The organism is Pseudomonas sp. 05N431, assembly GCF_056397005.1.
Window position 1 is genome coordinate 104,128 of sequence record NZ_JBFTMN010000017.1, and the last position, 15,102, is coordinate 119,229.

Below are 15,102 nucleotides of genomic sequence, written 5' to 3' on the forward strand. Positions count from 1 at the left end.
AGTCCCTTATGCCGTACTGATGACTCGCCCCTGGTGATCCACCAGAGGGCCGAGGAAGTGAACGCCAGAGGCGTCGAGCAACACGCCGACCGCGCCCAGTTTCAGCTCGATGGCCTCAGGGGTCAGCGCCAGCCGCGCCGGTCCGACAGTCAACTCGACCGACTCACGCGAGCCTTTGAACGTCGTCTGTCCATTGGTCCAGCTCAGGACATGGCTTGCGTCGTCGTAGCTGCTTTCGGTGCCATCCTTGTGGAGGCGACGTGTCAGCGTGGCGACGGTCGACACCGGCGGAAACCGGTTGCTGTTGAGGCCGAACAAGGCGACCGATTGCCCAGCGCCATCGCCACCGCCATAGTTCAACAGCAAGCACTGCTCACCCTCGGACGGGATGCGCGACTCACTCTGTTCGCCAGCACTCGGATTGAAGAACCTGATTGCCGGCGTCAGCAGATCCCCATGGCTGACCTTGCAGGTGTTGCTGGCGGCATCGACCTCTACACACACGCCGATGCGACAGAAGCTGTCGGCACGTCGGTGCAGGTCTTCGAACTCGGTCTCCATTTCGGCCAAACGCTCAATGATCGGACCAAGCTGCATACGTAGAAGAGCGTCAAACATGGGCTACTCCTGAGTGCTTGTTATGCAAGCGCTGTGTATTGATCCGGATCGTCGATGTTCGAGACCTGCGAGGTGAACGCGAACTTCGGTGTGCCCGTTGGCTCATCGAGCAACGACGGACCGAAATACAGCGTCTGGGAAAACGAAACCGTCCATGCGTCGTACACCTGCTCACCACTGGTGAAGGTCGACGGCACTGCCTCGATGCTCATCGGCAGGTCGCATTGCCCTCCCGATACGCCCCAACGGTTATCCGTGACGATGTCCTTCAGTGCGCTGGCGAGATTGCAGGCCTCAAACCCTGAATGCCCGCTCTTCCCGGCGACCACGCCTTGCAGCGAGATCGTCAGGACATGAGCGATACGCCCATCGTTGGCCCGGGTGCCTGCGGCATCGCGCTGAATCGCGATCAGGACCCAGGCATCATCGACAACCCCATCGAAATCCTGATATCCCCCAACCTTCAGGCCTGGATAAATCGGCCGAAGTGCCTCACCGATAGCGAGAATCAGCTCCGAGGGTTTGTTGATAACACTTGGAGACATAAGCGGGTTCCTGTTCGAGTGTCACAGTGTCAATTGTTGAGTTAAGGGAAGTTACCGCCGATGACCCGCATCCTTGCAGGTCGGGGTCGTTGTCTACGCCCCCCGTCAGCCAGTCCGTTGGACTTGTTCAGCGGTGATCCTCTTTGCTGCCAGTACCATTAGCGGTCCTGGCTGGAATCACGCGGCGCCATTTCATTGATCCCAATCCGCTTGGCTGCCCAGCGCTCATACAAGCCGATGGCGACATCGGCGCCGGCCATCGCAGTGAGGCAACCAAAAGCACCGGCGGTCCAGATCGACACGCCGGCGGCATACAGCAGCATGATGGTCGAGACGCCGCAGACCATGCAGGCCCCGGAGCGCAGCACCAGGCGCCGCAACAGTGGCCAGCCGCGAGCGCCCTCTTTGTCGGCGCGCCACATTTCGCCGGACACCCCGCCGACCACCGCCAGGGCGATGACCAGCCAGATAGGCATGTCCGCCAACGCTTGCTGCTCGTTTGTCATGTCACGCCTCCTGCGTTGATAAATAGGTGATGGGTTTGTGTGTTGTTCAAACGCTGTCTCTTGATGTGCCTGACGGTAGGTAGGCATTCCAAAAAGCCCGGCGCCTGCCGGGCTTTTCAGTAATGCGGTCCTGCTATCTGATCTTTCGGCGCTACTGGCGCGGTACGGATCCATTCAAATTGTTCCTCCGACCGCGACCCTGTCCGCCGGATAACTGCTTACGGTGCTTTACGCTGCACACCCGGGTCAGTTGCCAACCCTCTGAACCGTTGAGGCCGGTTCATCGCTGCCTTTGCTGTGGAACTAAAGAGCTTCGTTGCGAGCCGTTGTTGAGCGGCTTGAGACAAAGAATATGCATGGATGCATATACAGTCAATGCATAAATGCAATTATTTATGCATTGAAAATGCACAGGCGCATGAAAGCCCCGTAAACAAAGGGTGGGATGGTTTTCGTCAGGCGAAAAAAAACCCGCTTGATCGCGGGTTTTGTCTGGCAGCCAAGGGTTAGCGGGCGTACATGCCCCACCAGAAGACATGGCCGAGGATAACGATCTGCTCTTCCTGGATTTCCTGGAAGGTGTAGTCCTCATCCGGGTGTTCATCGCGATTGAAGCTACGCAGACGAATGCCGGTAGGCAGACGATAGAGCTGCTTCACCCGCAGCTGGCCGTTATGGTTGATGGCATACAGATCACCATCAACGATGTCGCCAATCCCGGACTTGCCGGCGTTGACCCCGACCGTGGCGCCGTCGCGCAGCACCGGCAACATGCTGTTGCCGCGCACGGTCACGCATTTGGCCTGGTCGAACTGCACACCGTTATGCCGCAAGCTGCGCTTGCCGAAGCGCAAGCTTGAGCGCTCGCTTTCTTCGATGACGAATCTTCCTGATCCAGCAGCCAATTCAACCTCGCGAAGAAAGGGGACCGAGACCTCGTCGTCATCGACGGGGGTATCGTCATCCCACAGGCTTATGTCCTTGAGTTCCGAATGCGACTCTTCGCGTGCAGGCGCGTTGGCCGACGCAACATCGGCGCGACCACGCAACAGGTCAGTGCTCACACGGAAGTACTCGGCGATCTTCGAGATGTGTTTATCCGAAGGATCGACGATCTTCCCGCTGAGAATCCGCGAGAGGGTGGATTGAGGCACGCCGGTGCGACGGTGAAGCTCCGTGGGGGAGATCCCGTGCTGATCGAGCAGCGCCCTTAAGACGGTAGAAACATTGCGTTTTTGCATAGCGTGCATAGTGCTTGTTCTTTTCGAAGATGACAAATGCTGTTTTGCATAACCAGTGCATAAACCGCTGAAATGCGCAGCTGGCCTTTCATCCCTGCGTAGGTCGGACTGCCCATGGTAACCTTGCGCCCATCGCGGAAAAGCCGGGCCGACGTCCCTCTTTTGCCCCACCCCTTTCAACGAATTCGCCTGATTACCTGATGAATAAAGCACTCTCCGATCTGTCTTCCCACACTCCGATGATGCAGCAGTACTGGCGTCTGAAGAATCAGCACCCTGACCAGTTGATGTTCTACCGCATGGGTGACTTCTACGAGATCTTCTATGAAGACGCGAAGAAGGCCGCCAAATTGCTGGACATCACCCTGACCGCTCGTGGGCAGTCGGCCGGGCAGGCGATTCCGATGTGTGGGATTCCTTACCATGCTGCGGAAGGTTACCTGGCGAAACTGGTCAAGCTCGGTGAATCGGTGGTGATCTGTGAACAGGTCGGCGACCCGGCGACCAGCAAAGGTCCGGTAGACCGTCAGGTTGTACGAATTATCACCCCCGGCACCGTCAGCGATGAAGCGCTACTGGATGAGCGCCGCGACAACCTGATCGCCGCCGTACTGGGTGACGAGCGCCTGTTCGGCCTGGCCGTGCTGGACATTACCAGCGGCAACTTCAGCGTGCTGGAGATCAAAGGCTGGGAAAACCTGCTCGCGGAGCTGGAGCGGGTCAATCCGGTCGAGCTGATGATTCCGGATGACTGGCCAAAAGACTTGCCGGCCGAGAAGCGCCGTGGCGTTCGTCGTCGCGCACCGTGGGATTTCGAGCGTGATTCGGCGCTGAAAAGTCTTTGCCAGCAATTTTCCACTCAGGACCTCAAAGGTTTCGGCTGCGAGAACCTGACCCTGGCCATCGGTGCCGCCGGTTGCCTGTTGAGCTACGCCAAGGAAACCCAGCGCACCGCCCTGCCGCATTTGCGCAGCCTGCGTCATGAGCGGCTGGACGATACCGTGGTGCTGGACGGTGCGAGCCGTCGCAATCTGGAGCTGGACACCAACCTTGCCGGTGGCCGTGAAAACACCCTGCAATCGGTGGTCGACCGTTGCCAGACCGCGATGGGCAGTCGCTTGCTGACCCGTTGGCTGAATCGCCCGCTGCGCGACTTGAGCGTGCTGCTGGCACGCCAGACCTCGATCACCTGCCTGCTCGACGGTTACCGCTTCGAGAAACTCCAACCGCAGTTGAAAGAGATCGGGGACATCGAGCGGATTCTGGCGCGTATAGGCCTGCGTAACGCTCGCCCTCGTGACCTGGCTCGCCTGCGCGACGCCCTCGGCGCCCTGCCAGAACTGCAAGTGGCGATGACCGAGCTTGAGGCGCCACACCTTCACCAACTGGCCGTGACTACCAGCACATATCCCGAGCTGGCCGCCCTGCTGGAAAAAGCCATCATCGACAACCCGCCGGCGGTGATCCGCGACGGTGGCGTGTTGAAAACCGGTTACGACGCCGAACTCGACGAGCTGCAATCGCTGAGCGAAAACGCCGGACAATTCCTGATCGACCTCGAAGCCCGCGAAAAGGCGCGTACCGGCCTGGCCAACCTGAAAGTCGGCTACAACCGGATTCACGGCTACTTCATCGAACTACCAAGCAAGCAAGCCGAGCAGGCGCCGGCCGATTACATCCGCCGCCAGACCCTCAAGGGTGCCGAGCGTTTCATCACGCCCGAGCTCAAAGCCTTCGAAGACAAGGCGCTGTCAGCCAAGAGCCGAGCGCTGGCCCGCGAGAAGATGCTTTACGAAGCCCTGCTCGAAGACCTGATCAGCCAACTGCCACCGCTGCAGGACACGGCCGCGGCACTGGCCGAGCTGGACGTCTTGAGCAACCTGGCCGAACGCGCGCTGAACCTGGACCTGAATTGCCCACGGTTTGTCAGCGAGCCGTGCATGCGCATCAGCCAAGGCCGTCACCCGGTGGTTGAACAAGTACTGACCACGCCGTTCGTGGCCAACGACCTGGACCTGGACGACAGCACGCGGATGCTGGTGATTACCGGTCCGAACATGGGCGGTAAATCCACTTACATGCGACAAACCGCACTGATCGTGCTGCTGGCGCATATCGGTAGCTTCGTGCCCGCCGCCAGTTGCGAATTGTCGCTGGTGGACCGGATTTTCACCCGGATCGGCTCCAGCGATGACCTGGCCGGTGGTCGTTCGACCTTCATGGTCGAGATGAGTGAAACCGCGAACATCCTGCACAACGCCACCGAACGCAGCCTGGTGCTGATGGACGAAGTCGGTCGCGGCACCAGCACTTTCGACGGTCTGTCGCTGGCTTGGGCTGCGGCCGAGCGTCTGGCTCAGCTGCGCGCTTATACGCTGTTCGCCACTCACTACTTCGAGCTGACGGTACTGCCGGAAAGCCAGCCGCTGGTGGCCAACGTCCACCTCAATGCCACCGAGCACAACGAGCGCATCGTATTCCTCCACCACGTACTGCCTGGCCCTGCCAGCCAGAGCTACGGATTGGCGGTAGCGCAACTGGCCGGCGTCCCCACCGAGGTGATCCTGCGGGCTCGCGAGCATCTGGGTCGACTGGAAGCCACCGCGCTGCCTCACGAAACGCCGCAGCCAAGCAAAGGCAAACCGGTCGCGCCGCAGCAGAGCGATATGTTCGCCAGCCTGCCGCATCCAGTGCTCGATGAACTTGCCAAGCTTGATCTGGATGACATGACCCCGCGTAAGGCGCTGGAAATGCTCTATACATTAAAGACACGGATCTAACGCACTTGCCTGCAAGCTGTTAGAATCTCGCGCGGTTTGGGATGCTGCAGGCAAATAGCCTGGCCTGCAGACTATCGCTCCCAAACCTGGCGACCCCACCGTGAAGGGGCGCAGCACGCCGCCGCCTGAGGAGAGAATTAGAATGACCTTCGTCGTCACCGACAACTGCATCAAGTGCAAGTACACCGACTGCGTAGAAGTGTGTCCGGTGGACTGCTTTTACGAAGGCCCGAACTTCCTGGTGATTCACCCGGATGAGTGCATCGACTGCGCCCTGTGCGAGCCAGAATGCCCTGCTGTGGCCATCTTCTCTGAAGACGAAGTGCCAAGTGAGATGCAAGAATTCATTCAGCTGAACGTTGAACTGGCCGAGATCTGGCCCAACATCACTGAGAAGAAAGATCCGCTGCCAGACGCGGCAGAGTTTGATGGCGTTAAAGGCAAGATCAAAGACCTCGTTCGCTGATCATCGCCGCGCTCTTGAAAAGGCCCCTTGCGGGCCTTTTTGCGTTTCAGGGGTTGCGATCCTTTTCTGCAGGCAAAAAAAAGGGGCGGTATGACCCGCCCACATTTTTTCCCTATTCCTTGTGTTCCTTTTCATCGTCCTGATGAATCACGTCCTTGCGATGTTCCTTGACCATCATCCTTGATGGCTGTGTCTATCCGTCGACACAGGGCTGATATTAAAGAGTTCCCCGGTAAGAGCAATCACCCGCCACGGGCAAATCCGGGTGAAACAGCCTGTTTAACTATAAAAAATATCATTATAAATCAATAAGTTATCTATTTTAGCCAACAAAGATAGATGACTACTACCGGGTAGAAAAACCGAACACTTACGAAAGAGTAAGCCATGGCTTACGTTAACCTGCGAAAGCGTCCGAATAGCTCTTACAAAGCTTGAACAGCACATTAATCGGCGAATAACAAAAAGCCCCGAAACAGACGGGGCTTATTGTTATCAGGCGAACGCGCTCCCGCTACTGGAACAGCGATTCGCTCGACAGGCCATTTTTCTCAAGGATTTCACGCAGACGTTTCAGACCTTCAACCTGAATCTGTCTGACCCGCTCACGGGTCAGGCCAATCTCCAGGCCTACGTCTTCCAGCGTACTGCTCTCGTGGCCGCGCAGGCCGAAGCGGCGGATCACCACCTCGCGCTGTTTGTCCGTCAGCTCCGAGAGCCACTGATCGATGCTCTGCGACAGGTCATCATCCTGAAGCAGCTCACAAGGATCGGTAGGGCGGTCATCGGTGAGGGTGTCCAGCAGGGTTTTATCCGAATCCGGACCCAGCGAGACGTCGACCGAAGAAACCCGCTCGTTCAGGCCCAGCATGCGCTTGACCTCTCCTACCGGTTTTTCCAGCAGGTTGGCGATTTCTTCGGGAGAGGGTTCATGATCGAGCTTTTGCGTCAGCTCCCGTGCTGCCCGAAGGTAGACGTTGAGCTCTTTGACCACATGAATCGGCAACCGGATGGTCCGGGTCTGGTTCATGATCGCACGCTCGATGGTCTGACGAATCCACCAGGTCGCGTAGGTCGAAAAGCGGAAGCCGCGCTCTGGATCAAACTTTTCCACCGCCCGGATCAGCCCGAGGTTGCCCTCTTCGATCAGGTCGAGCAGTGACAGCCCACGATTGACGTAGCGTCGGGCGATTTTCACCACCAGTCGCAGGTTGCTTTCAATCATGCGCTTGCGCCCAGCCGGATCGCCACTTTGCGACAGGCGCGCAAAATGAACTTCTTCTTCCGGTGACAACAAGGGGGAAAAGCCGATTTCGTTGAGGTACAGCTGAGTAGCATCGAGCGCTCGGGTGTAGTCGATGTACTTATGCTGCTTAAGTGTTGCGGAGTGTCTGGATTTGGCGCGAACTGAAGGTGTAGCGGATCCTTCATTCGACATCTCTTCCGATGCGACGTCGGTCTCCATAAGGAGAACCTCATCGTCGATGTCAAACTCCGGCACTTCTTTACTGAGAGCCATTGTTATAGTCCTTTGGTGAGTTCGACCTCAGGCTCAAGCGACGCCTTTATCCCTGGCAACGCTGGAGCCTGTTCCCTCTACGTGACGGAACAGGCTGGAAACAAATCAACGACGTGGCAGGAATTGCAGCGGATCTACAGGTTTACCTTGTCGGCGAATCTCAAAATGCAGTTTCACCCGGTCTGTACCCGTTGACCCCATTTCGGCAATTGTCTGTCCGACTTTGACCTGCTGCCCCTCCCGAACCAACAGCCTGCGGTTGTGACCGTAGGCACTGACGTAGGTATCGCTGTGTTTGATAATGACCAATTCGCCGTAGCCCCGCAAGCCACTCCCGGCGTAAACCACCGTCCCATCAGACGCAGCTAAAACAGGCTGTCCCAAATCCCCGGCGATATCAATTCCTTTATTCAAACTACCGTTTGAAGAGAATTTTCCAATCAAAATGCCGTTGGATGGCCATCCCCAGCCTGTCGGCGCAGGCCCTGCCGGAGGCATTGGCGCAGGTGCCGGCTTGTTTGCGACGGACGGTGCAGCCGTCTCTTTGGCCGGGCTCGCACCCGATGCCGGACGTCGGGTGACGGTAAATTTGCTCGAAGAAGAAGCGGCTGTTCCGGCCGGGGTCACCACCTCTGTCGGCGTTGAACCGGAACGCCCGTCGAAGCGAATCGTCTGACCTGGATGGATTGTGTAAGGCGTAGGAATGTTGTTGCGTGCCGCCAGGGCCTTGTAGTCCCAGCCGTAGCGAAAGGCGATCGAGAACAGGGTATCGCCGCGACGGACCACGTATTGACCGGTGGTTACTGCGGGGCGTTGGGCCGCCGCGTTATTACGATCGACCACTCGCACATCGCTTGAACGCGTGCTGGAGCAACCGACCAACAAGGAACTCAAGACAAGGCCAGTCACCAGGCGCTGAAAGCTTGTTGTACCGATACGCTGCGCAATGACTGTGAGACTCACCCGCCGCTCCCTTTGTGGTGGTTGAAGATAAAAATCGCCGTATTCAGGCATGAAATGTCGCAAGTATAACTGGCCCTTCGGGCTTTACCGCCGGCAAAACAAAATCGACACGCGCACACGTTTGCTGATCGCTGTTCAATCGCGTTTAACCGATCAATGCCGCTGTAAGACCAAGGTAATCAAACAGAATTCAGCGTCTTTAAATAAATGCTTAAACCAGTGGCCCATGGAGCAATGGCACGAAGCGCACGCTCCCCAAAACGCGCCTGGAAAAACCTTGTTCTTCACGGATGATCAACATCAATTGCTGAACCTCCCCTGAACCAACCGGAATCACCAACCGCCCACCCGGCGCTAATTGATCGAGCAACGCCTGAGGTACATCGGTCGCCACCGCAGTGACGATAATGCCGTTGTATGGCGCCAGCGCCGGCCAGCCTTCCCAACCGTCGCCCCAGCGAAACACCACGTTGCGCAGGTTCAACTCGACCAGGCGCTCCTTGGCACGATCCTGCAGGACCTTGATGCGCTCGACGGAAAACACCCGCTCGACCAATTGCGACAACACCGCCGTCTGGTAGCCGGACCCGGTGCCAATTTCCAGCACTTTATCCAGAGGACCGGCCTCCAGCAGCAGCTCGCTCATGCGAGCCACCATATAAGGCTGCGAAATGGTCTGGTTATGGCCGATCGGCAATGCCGTGTCTTCGTAGGCTCGATGCGCCAGGGCTTCATCGACAAACAGATGACGCGGTGTACGCCGAATGACCTCCAACACCTGGGCGTTGGACAGACCTTCCTCATACAGGCGCTGGATCAACCGTTCACGTGTGCGCTGGGAGGTCATCCCGATTCCACGACGCAGAATATCGTCTTGTTCACGAGCCATCAGCGCAGCCCCTCCAGCCAGCCATCGAGACTTTCAAAGGCATCATTGAAGGTGCGATCGAGTTGCAGCGGCGTGATCGAAACGTAGCCCTGCATCACTGCATGGAAATCCGTGCCCGGCCCGCCATCTTCCACATCACCGGCCGCGGCAATCCAGTAGCCGGACTTGCCACGCGGGTCGACTACCTTTATCGGCGCAGCAGCACGGGCGCGATGACCCAGGCGTGTCAGCTGAATGCCCCGAATGTGAGCCAGAGGCAGATTGGGAATGTTCACGTTCAGCACCGTGCGCGGTGGCAAATCAAGGTCGGCATGAGCCTCTACCAGCTTGCGCGCAAAGTAGGCCGCCGTCGGCAGGTGTTCCACTTGCCGCGATACCAGCGAAAAGGCAAACGATGGCAGCGCGAGGAAACGCCCTTCGAGTGCCGCCGCGACCGTGCCGGAATACAGCACATCGTCGCCCAGGTTGGCCCCCATATTAATCCCGGAAACCACCATATCCGGCTCACACTCCAGCAACCCGTTGAGGCCCAGGTGCACGCAATCGGTCGGCGTGCCATTAAGGCTGATAAAGCCATTGGCCAGGGTTTGCGGGTGCAACGGACGGTCGAGCGTCAACGAACTGCTGGCGCCGCTTTTGTCCTGGTCAGGGGCGATAACCACGCACTCGGTGTAATCCGCCAGCGCAGCATGAAGCGCGGCAAGACCGGGTGCTGTTACCCCATCGTCGTTAGAAATCAGAATACGCATGAGCTGTCCGTCTGCCCCACCGGCACCAGATCGACGAGTTCACGCACCAGTACGGTGGCGAAGCATCCGGCCGGAAGGACGAATTCCAGTTGCAGAATGTCAGTCTCGGGATAATGCCACGTCAACCCGCCAATGGGCAGCCGCAGGATGCGACGTTCATGGCTCATTCCAGCGTTTATCAACCAATCGCGCAAATCCGCTTCGCGTGCAGCGACCTGCTGCTCCAGCTCATGAGTCGCACCGGTCGCGGGTGACTCGCCTTCGCCCCACTGCGGCCCGGTCGGGTGCAGGTCGAGGATCGCCAGACGCGGGTCACTGCACTCGGCCTCACCTGCCGGGAAGAAGCTGCGGCTGTCGGTGAAAGCCAGCAAGTCGCCCACCTGGGCTCGCTGCCAGCTGCCGTCGGCAACTCGCGCCGCCAACACCTGATTGAACAGAAAGCTGCGCGCAGTGGAGAGCAAGCGTGAACGCACGTTGCGCTGCTCCGGCAAGGCTTTACGTGCCGCCCAGTCACGGGCATCCACCACGTTGCCGCCGTTATGGCCGAAACGCTGCGCGCCGAAGTAGTTCGGAACACCTTGTTTGGCGATCAGTTGCAGACGCGCGTCAATCGCCGCCTTGTCGCCGGTGAGCTGGGTCAGGCGCAAGGTGAAACCATTGGCCGAATGCGCACCGCGCTGCAGCTTGCGTTTATGGCGTGCGGTCTTGAGGATTTTCAGTGTGTCGTTTTCTGCCGCGGACAAGTCAGGATCGGCCTTACCCGGCAATTGCACGCTGAACCACTGGCGGGTCAGTGCCTGGCGATCTTTCAAGCCGGCATAGCTGACGGTACGCAGCGGCACGCCGGCAGCCTTGGCAATTCGCCGGGCCGCCTCTTCAGTGTTCAGGCCGCGTTTTTCCACCCAGATCCACAGGTGCTCACCTTCGCCGGTCAGCGGAATATCGAGGACTTCATCGACCTGAAAATCTTCCGCGATGGCTTTCAGTACGGCAGTGCCGAGGGCTTCACCGTAGGCGCGCGGGCCAAGCAGTTGCAGTTCATTCATGCGCGCAGCAACAAGGCAATGGAGTGCACGGCGATACCTTCTTCGCGACCGACAAAGCCGAGCTTTTCGGTGGTGGTAGCTTTCACGTTCACTTGATCCAACTCAACTTGAAGATCCGCGGCGATCAGCGCACGCATCGATTCGATATGCGGGGCCATTTTCGGCGCCTGGGCAACGATGGTGTTATCGACATTACCGACCTTCCAGCCCTTGGCATGGATCAGCGCGACAACGTGACGCAACAGTACGCGGCTGTCAGCACCTTTGAATTGCGGGTCGGTGTCTGGAAAGTGTTTACCGATATCACCCAGCGCCGCAGCGCCGAGCAAGGCATCGCTCAACGAATGCAGCAAGACGTCGCCGTCGGAATGGGCGAGCAGTCCGAAACCGTGTGCAATTCGCACGCCGCCCAGAGTGATGAAATCGCCTTCAGCGAAACGGTGCACATCATAGCCGTGGCCAATACGCATAAAAAAACGCCCCGATTTAGTCAGGGCGTGATTCTACCTGCTTTAGGCGCCTAGAGCGTGTGCGTGATGTCGCAAGTGTTCATCAATAAAGCTGGCGATAAAGAAATAGCTGTGGTCGTAGCCCGGTTGCAGGCGCAAGGTCAGCGGATGGCCGGCCAGTTTCGCCGCCTGCTGCAGCACTTCGGGTTTGAGCTGAGTGACCAGGAAATCATCCCTATCGCCCTGATCCACCAGCAACGGCAGCTTTTCGCCGGCTTCCGCGATCAGCACGCTGGCATCCCATTCGCGCCATTTCGAACGCTCTTCGCCCAAATAGCGCGAAAACGCCTTCTGACCCCAAGGGCAATCCATCGGATTGTTGATAGGCGCGAAGGCCGACACCGACTGATACCGCCCTGGGTTGCGCAAGGCACAGACCAGTGCGCCGTGCCCACCCATCGAGTGGCCGCTGACGCCACGTTTGTCCGAGGCCGGAAAATGCGCTTCGACCAACGCCGGCAATTCCTGCACCACGTAGTCGTGCATCCGATAGTGCTTGGCCCAAGGCTCCTGTGTGGCATTCAGATAGAACCCGGCACCCAGGCCGAAATCCCATGCGCCGTCCGGATCACCCGGAACATCGGCACCTCGCGGACTGGTGTCCGGCGCGACAATGATCAGCCCCAGCTCGGCCGCCATGCGCATCGCGCCGGCCTTGTGCATGAAGTTTTCGTCGGTGCAGGTCAATCCCGACAGCCAGTACAACACCGGCAGCTTACCGCCCTGCTCCGCTTGCGGTGGCAGGTACACGGCAAACACCATGTCGCAGCCCAGCACCTCGGAATGATGCTTGTAGCGTTTATGCCAGCCACCGAAGCTCTTCTGGCATGAGAGATTTTCCAGACTCATGGCCGACCTCAGAAATGGATGACAGAGCGGATGCTTTTGCCTTCATGCATCAGGTCGAATGCCTTGTTGATGTCTTCCAGACCCATGGTGTGGGTAATGAAAGTGTCCAACGGGATTTCGCCGGTCTGGGCCATTTCCACGTAGCTTGGCAACTCGGTGCGACCGCGCACGCCGCCGAATGCCGAACCGCGCCAGACGCGACCGGTCACCAACTGGAACGGACGGGTGGAGATTTCCTGGCCAGCACCGGCAACACCGATGATCACCGACTCACCCCAACCCTTGTGGCAGCACTCCAGTGCCGCACGCATCAGCTGTACATTGCCGATGCACTCGAAGGAGAAGTCGACGCCGCCGTCAGTCATGTCGACGATCACGTCCTGGATCGGACGATCGAAATCTTTCGGGTTCACACAATCGGTAGCGCCCAACTGCTTGGCGATTTCGAACTTGGCCGGGTTGATGTCGATGGCAATAATTCGCCCGGCTTTGGCTTTGACCGCACCGATGACCGCTGACAGGCCAATACCGCCCAGACCGAAGATGGCCACGGTGTCGCCCGGCTTGACCTTCGCAGTGTTGATGACCGCGCCGATCCCGGTGGTGACGCCGCAACCCAGCAGGCAGACTTTTTCCAGCGGCGCTTCTTTAGGAATCTTCGCGACGGAGATTTCCGGCAACACGGTGTATTCGGAGAAGGTCGACGTGCCCATGTAGTGGAAAATCGGCTGACCTTTGTAGGAGAAGCGCGTGGTGCCGTCTGGCATCAGGCCTTTGCCCTGGGTCGCACGAATGGCCTGGCAGAGGTTGGTCTTGCCCGACTTGCAGAATTTGCACTGGCCGCATTCCGGGGTGTACAGCGGAATCACGTGATCGCCGACCGCAACCGAAGTCACACCTTCGCCGATGGCTTCGACAATCGCGCCACCTTCGTGGCCGAGGATCGACGGGAAGATGCCTTCCGGGTCAGCGCCCGACAGGGTGTAGGCGTCGGTATGGCAAACACCGGAGGCGACCACACGCAACAGGACTTCACCCGCCTTGGGCATGGCGACATCGACTTCAACGATCTCAAGGGGTTTCTTGGCCTCGAAGGCAACGGCAGCGCGCGACTTGATCATCCTGTCTCTCCAGCGAATAAAAACGAGACAACGAGTGTAAAACACCACCAGACGATTAATAATCCAGCCAAAAGCAAAACATTATTGCTACACAGGGATAATCTTCATGTCCGAAAACCGCTGGGAAGGCATCGATGAGTTCGTCGCCGTCGCCGAATGCAACCAGTTCACGGCTGCCGCCGAACGCCTTGGGGTTTCGTCTTCGCACATCAGTCGACAAATCGTACGCCTTGAAGAGCGCCTGCAAACCCGCCTGCTTTACCGCAGTACCCGCCGGGTGACGCTGACCGAAGCCGGGCAAACGTTCTTGCAACACTGCCAACGCTTGCAGGACGGACGCGAAGAAGCCTTGCGCGCCGTCGGCGACCTGACCAGCGAACCCAAAGGCATGCTGCGCATGACCTGTGCAGTGGCATACGGCGAACGCTTCATCGTGCCGCTGGTGACCAGCTTCATGGGGCTTTATCCACAATTGCGGGTCGATATCGAACTGAGCAACCGCCCGCTCGACCTGGTGCACGAGGGCCTGGACCTGGCGATCCGGCTCGGTCGCCTGCAAGACTCACGACTGGTGGCCACGCGCCTGGCGCCACGACGCATGTACTTGTGCGCCTCGCCGTCCTATCTGGAACGTTATGGCCGACCGCACAGTTTGTCCGAGCTGAGTCGACACAACTGCCTGATCGGCAGTTCGGACATCTGGCAACTGGAGCAGGACGGCAGAGAATTTTCCCAGCGAGTACAAGGCAATTGGCGCTGTAACAGCGGGCAAGCAGTACTCGACGCAGCGCTACAAGGTGTCGGGCTGTGTCAGCTGCCGGACTACTACGTGCTGGAGCACCTGAACAGTGGCGCACTGGTGTCGTTGCTGGATGCTCATCAACCACCGAACACCGCCGTCTGGGCGCTGTATCCGCAACAACGGCATCTATCGCCGAAGGTGCGCAAATTGGTGGAGTATCTGAAGGAAGGATTGGCAAAAAGGCCGGAATACCAGGTTTGATCAAAAGATCAAAAGATCGCAGCCTGCGACAGCTCCAAAGATAACCAATGACACGCGCCCACCACTCAACAGGCCGAGCGTTAGCTCGCCTGCCGCTGTTGATCTTGATCTTGATCCACCCGCCCCTTCGGAAGGCCGAGTGGAGGTGTTCATCAGGGGGTGGGCGCGCAGCGCCGTACGGCGCAGCCGGACACATCGAGAGGAGGTCGTCGCGCAGCAGACCGTAGGCGATGCCCCCTGATGGACACCGGAGTGAGGGAACGCCGAGCCTAGGCGAGGTGCCGTACGCTTGGGGCGA

General features: G+C 58.6%; 15 protein-coding genes. 3 read left to right on the forward strand and 12 right to left on the reverse strand.

Features of this window, described 5'->3' with window-relative positions; all coding sequences use genetic code 11:
- Positions 1-6 precede the first annotated feature (6 nt).
- The 4 genes from AC1DIG_RS24140 to AC1DIG_RS24155 form a co-directional block, all read right to left on the reverse strand.
- A complete protein-coding gene (locus AC1DIG_RS24140) occupies positions 7-618 on the reverse strand; it encodes a phage baseplate assembly protein V (protein WP_477769319.1) in 612 nt (203 codons plus the stop codon).
- 20 nt (positions 619-638) lie between these two features.
- Entirely contained in the window at positions 639-1,163 is a 525-nt protein-coding gene (locus AC1DIG_RS24145; RefSeq protein ID WP_477769320.1) for a hypothetical protein, read from the reverse strand.
- Positions 1,164-1,321: 158 nt separating this feature from the next.
- Positions 1,322-1,669, reverse strand: coding sequence for a phage holin family protein (locus AC1DIG_RS24150; RefSeq protein WP_477769321.1), 348 nt, complete (start codon positions 1,667-1,669; stop codon positions 1,322-1,324).
- Between the two features lie 506 nt (positions 1,670-2,175).
- The gene (locus AC1DIG_RS24155; RefSeq protein WP_477769330.1) at positions 2,176-2,910 is read right to left on the reverse strand and encodes an XRE family transcriptional regulator; all 735 of its coding nucleotides are present in this window, start codon (positions 2,908-2,910) and stop codon (positions 2,176-2,178) included.
- Positions 2,911-3,110: 200 nt separating this feature from the next.
- Between AC1DIG_RS24155 and mutS the strand changes: the two genes are divergently transcribed.
- Both mutS and fdxA read left to right on the forward strand, forming a co-directional pair.
- A complete protein-coding gene (gene mutS / locus AC1DIG_RS24160) occupies positions 3,111-5,690 on the forward strand; it encodes a DNA mismatch repair protein MutS (protein WP_477769322.1) in 2,580 nt (859 codons plus the stop codon).
- Positions 5,691-5,832: 142 nt separating this feature from the next.
- On the forward strand, positions 5,833-6,156 hold the full coding sequence (gene fdxA, locus AC1DIG_RS24165) for a ferredoxin FdxA (protein WP_427544614.1): 324 nt from the start codon (positions 5,833-5,835) through the stop codon (positions 6,154-6,156).
- A gap of 514 nt (positions 6,157-6,670) precedes the next feature.
- On the opposite strand, the gene rpoS is transcribed toward fdxA, so the two are convergent.
- The 8 genes from rpoS to AC1DIG_RS24205 all read right to left on the reverse strand — a co-directional run bounded on the left by rpoS (position 6,671) and on the right by AC1DIG_RS24205 (position 13,801).
- Positions 6,671-7,675, reverse strand: a complete 1,005-nt coding sequence (gene rpoS, locus AC1DIG_RS24170) for an RNA polymerase sigma factor RpoS (RefSeq protein ID WP_477769323.1) — start codon at positions 7,673-7,675, stop codon at positions 6,671-6,673.
- A gap of 105 nt (positions 7,676-7,780) precedes the next feature.
- Positions 7,781-8,638 carry a peptidoglycan DD-metalloendopeptidase family protein gene (locus AC1DIG_RS24175; RefSeq protein WP_477769331.1) on the reverse strand — a complete coding sequence of 286 codons (858 nt, stop codon included), beginning with the start codon at positions 8,636-8,638 and terminating at the stop codon, positions 7,781-7,783.
- 211 nt (positions 8,639-8,849) lie between these two features.
- Positions 8,850-9,485: a protein-L-isoaspartate(D-aspartate) O-methyltransferase gene (locus tag AC1DIG_RS24180; RefSeq protein WP_427544633.1), complete on the reverse strand. Its 636-nt coding sequence runs from the start codon at positions 9,483-9,485 to the stop codon at positions 8,850-8,852.
- A 41-nt stretch (positions 9,486-9,526) separates the two neighbouring features.
- A complete protein-coding gene (gene surE, locus AC1DIG_RS24185; RefSeq protein WP_477769324.1) occupies positions 9,527-10,276 on the reverse strand; it encodes a 5'/3'-nucleotidase SurE in 750 nt (249 codons plus the stop codon).
- A complete protein-coding gene (truD, locus tag AC1DIG_RS24190) occupies positions 10,264-11,322 on the reverse strand; it encodes a tRNA pseudouridine(13) synthase TruD (RefSeq protein WP_477769325.1) in 1,059 nt (352 codons plus the stop codon). The genes surE and truD overlap by 13 nt, the downstream gene beginning before the upstream one ends.
- Entirely contained in the window at positions 11,319-11,792 is a 474-nt protein-coding gene (ispF, locus tag AC1DIG_RS24195) for a 2-C-methyl-D-erythritol 2,4-cyclodiphosphate synthase (RefSeq protein WP_477769326.1), read from the reverse strand. The genes truD and ispF overlap by 4 nt, the downstream gene beginning before the upstream one ends.
- A gap of 42 nt (positions 11,793-11,834) precedes the next feature.
- Positions 11,835-12,680 (reverse strand): S-formylglutathione hydrolase, encoded by an 846-nt coding sequence (fghA, locus tag AC1DIG_RS24200; RefSeq protein WP_477769327.1) that lies wholly within the window; start codon positions 12,678-12,680, stop codon positions 11,835-11,837.
- Positions 12,681-12,688: 8 nt separating this feature from the next.
- Positions 12,689-13,801, reverse strand: coding sequence for an S-(hydroxymethyl)glutathione dehydrogenase/class III alcohol dehydrogenase (locus AC1DIG_RS24205; protein WP_019692107.1), 1,113 nt, complete (start codon positions 13,799-13,801; stop codon positions 12,689-12,691).
- A 106-nt stretch (positions 13,802-13,907) separates the two neighbouring features.
- On the opposite strand from AC1DIG_RS24205, the gene AC1DIG_RS24210 reads away from it, so the two are divergent.
- Complete coding sequence (locus AC1DIG_RS24210) at positions 13,908-14,804, forward strand: LysR substrate-binding domain-containing protein (RefSeq protein ID WP_427533325.1); 897 nt, start codon at positions 13,908-13,910, stop codon at positions 14,802-14,804.
- Positions 14,805-15,102: the final 298 nt, after the last annotated feature.

Coding starts and splice junctions, on each gene's coding strand:
- AC1DIG_RS24180 (WP_427544633.1), bottom strand. CDS start 9,485: ATGACCTCCCAGCGCACACGTGAACGGTTGATCCAGCGCCTGTATGAG.
- AC1DIG_RS24210 (WP_427533325.1), top strand. CDS start 13,908: ATGTCCGAAAACCGCTGGGAAGGCATCGATGAGTTCGTCGCCGTCGCC.
- AC1DIG_RS24145 (WP_477769320.1), bottom strand. CDS start 1,163: ATGTCTCCAAGTGTTATCAACAAACCCTCGGAGCTGATTCTCGCTATC.
- AC1DIG_RS24150 (WP_477769321.1), bottom strand. CDS start 1,669: ATGACAAACGAGCAGCAAGCGTTGGCGGACATGCCTATCTGGCTGGTC.
- AC1DIG_RS24155 (WP_477769330.1), bottom strand. CDS start 2,910: ATGCAAAAACGCAATGTTTCTACCGTCTTAAGGGCGCTGCTCGATCAG.
- mutS (WP_477769322.1), top strand. CDS start 3,111: ATGAATAAAGCACTCTCCGATCTGTCTTCCCACACTCCGATGATGCAG.
- rpoS (WP_477769323.1), bottom strand. CDS start 7,675: ATGGCTCTCAGTAAAGAAGTGCCGGAGTTTGACATCGACGATGAGGTT.
- truD (WP_477769325.1), bottom strand. CDS start 11,322: ATGAATGAACTGCAACTGCTTGGCCCGCGCGCCTACGGTGAAGCCCTC.
- surE (WP_477769324.1), bottom strand. CDS start 10,276: ATGCGTATTCTGATTTCTAACGACGATGGGGTAACAGCACCCGGTCTT.
- fdxA (WP_427544614.1), top strand. CDS start 5,833: ATGACCTTCGTCGTCACCGACAACTGCATCAAGTGCAAGTACACCGAC.
- fghA (WP_477769327.1), bottom strand. CDS start 12,680: ATGAGTCTGGAAAATCTCTCATGCCAGAAGAGCTTCGGTGGCTGGCAT.
- ispF (WP_477769326.1), bottom strand. CDS start 11,792: ATGCGTATTGGCCACGGCTATGATGTGCACCGTTTCGCTGAAGGCGAT.
- AC1DIG_RS24140 (WP_477769319.1), bottom strand. CDS start 618: ATGTTTGACGCTCTTCTACGTATGCAGCTTGGTCCGATCATTGAGCGT.
- AC1DIG_RS24205 (WP_019692107.1), bottom strand. CDS start 13,801: ATGATCAAGTCGCGCGCTGCCGTTGCCTTCGAGGCCAAGAAACCCCTT.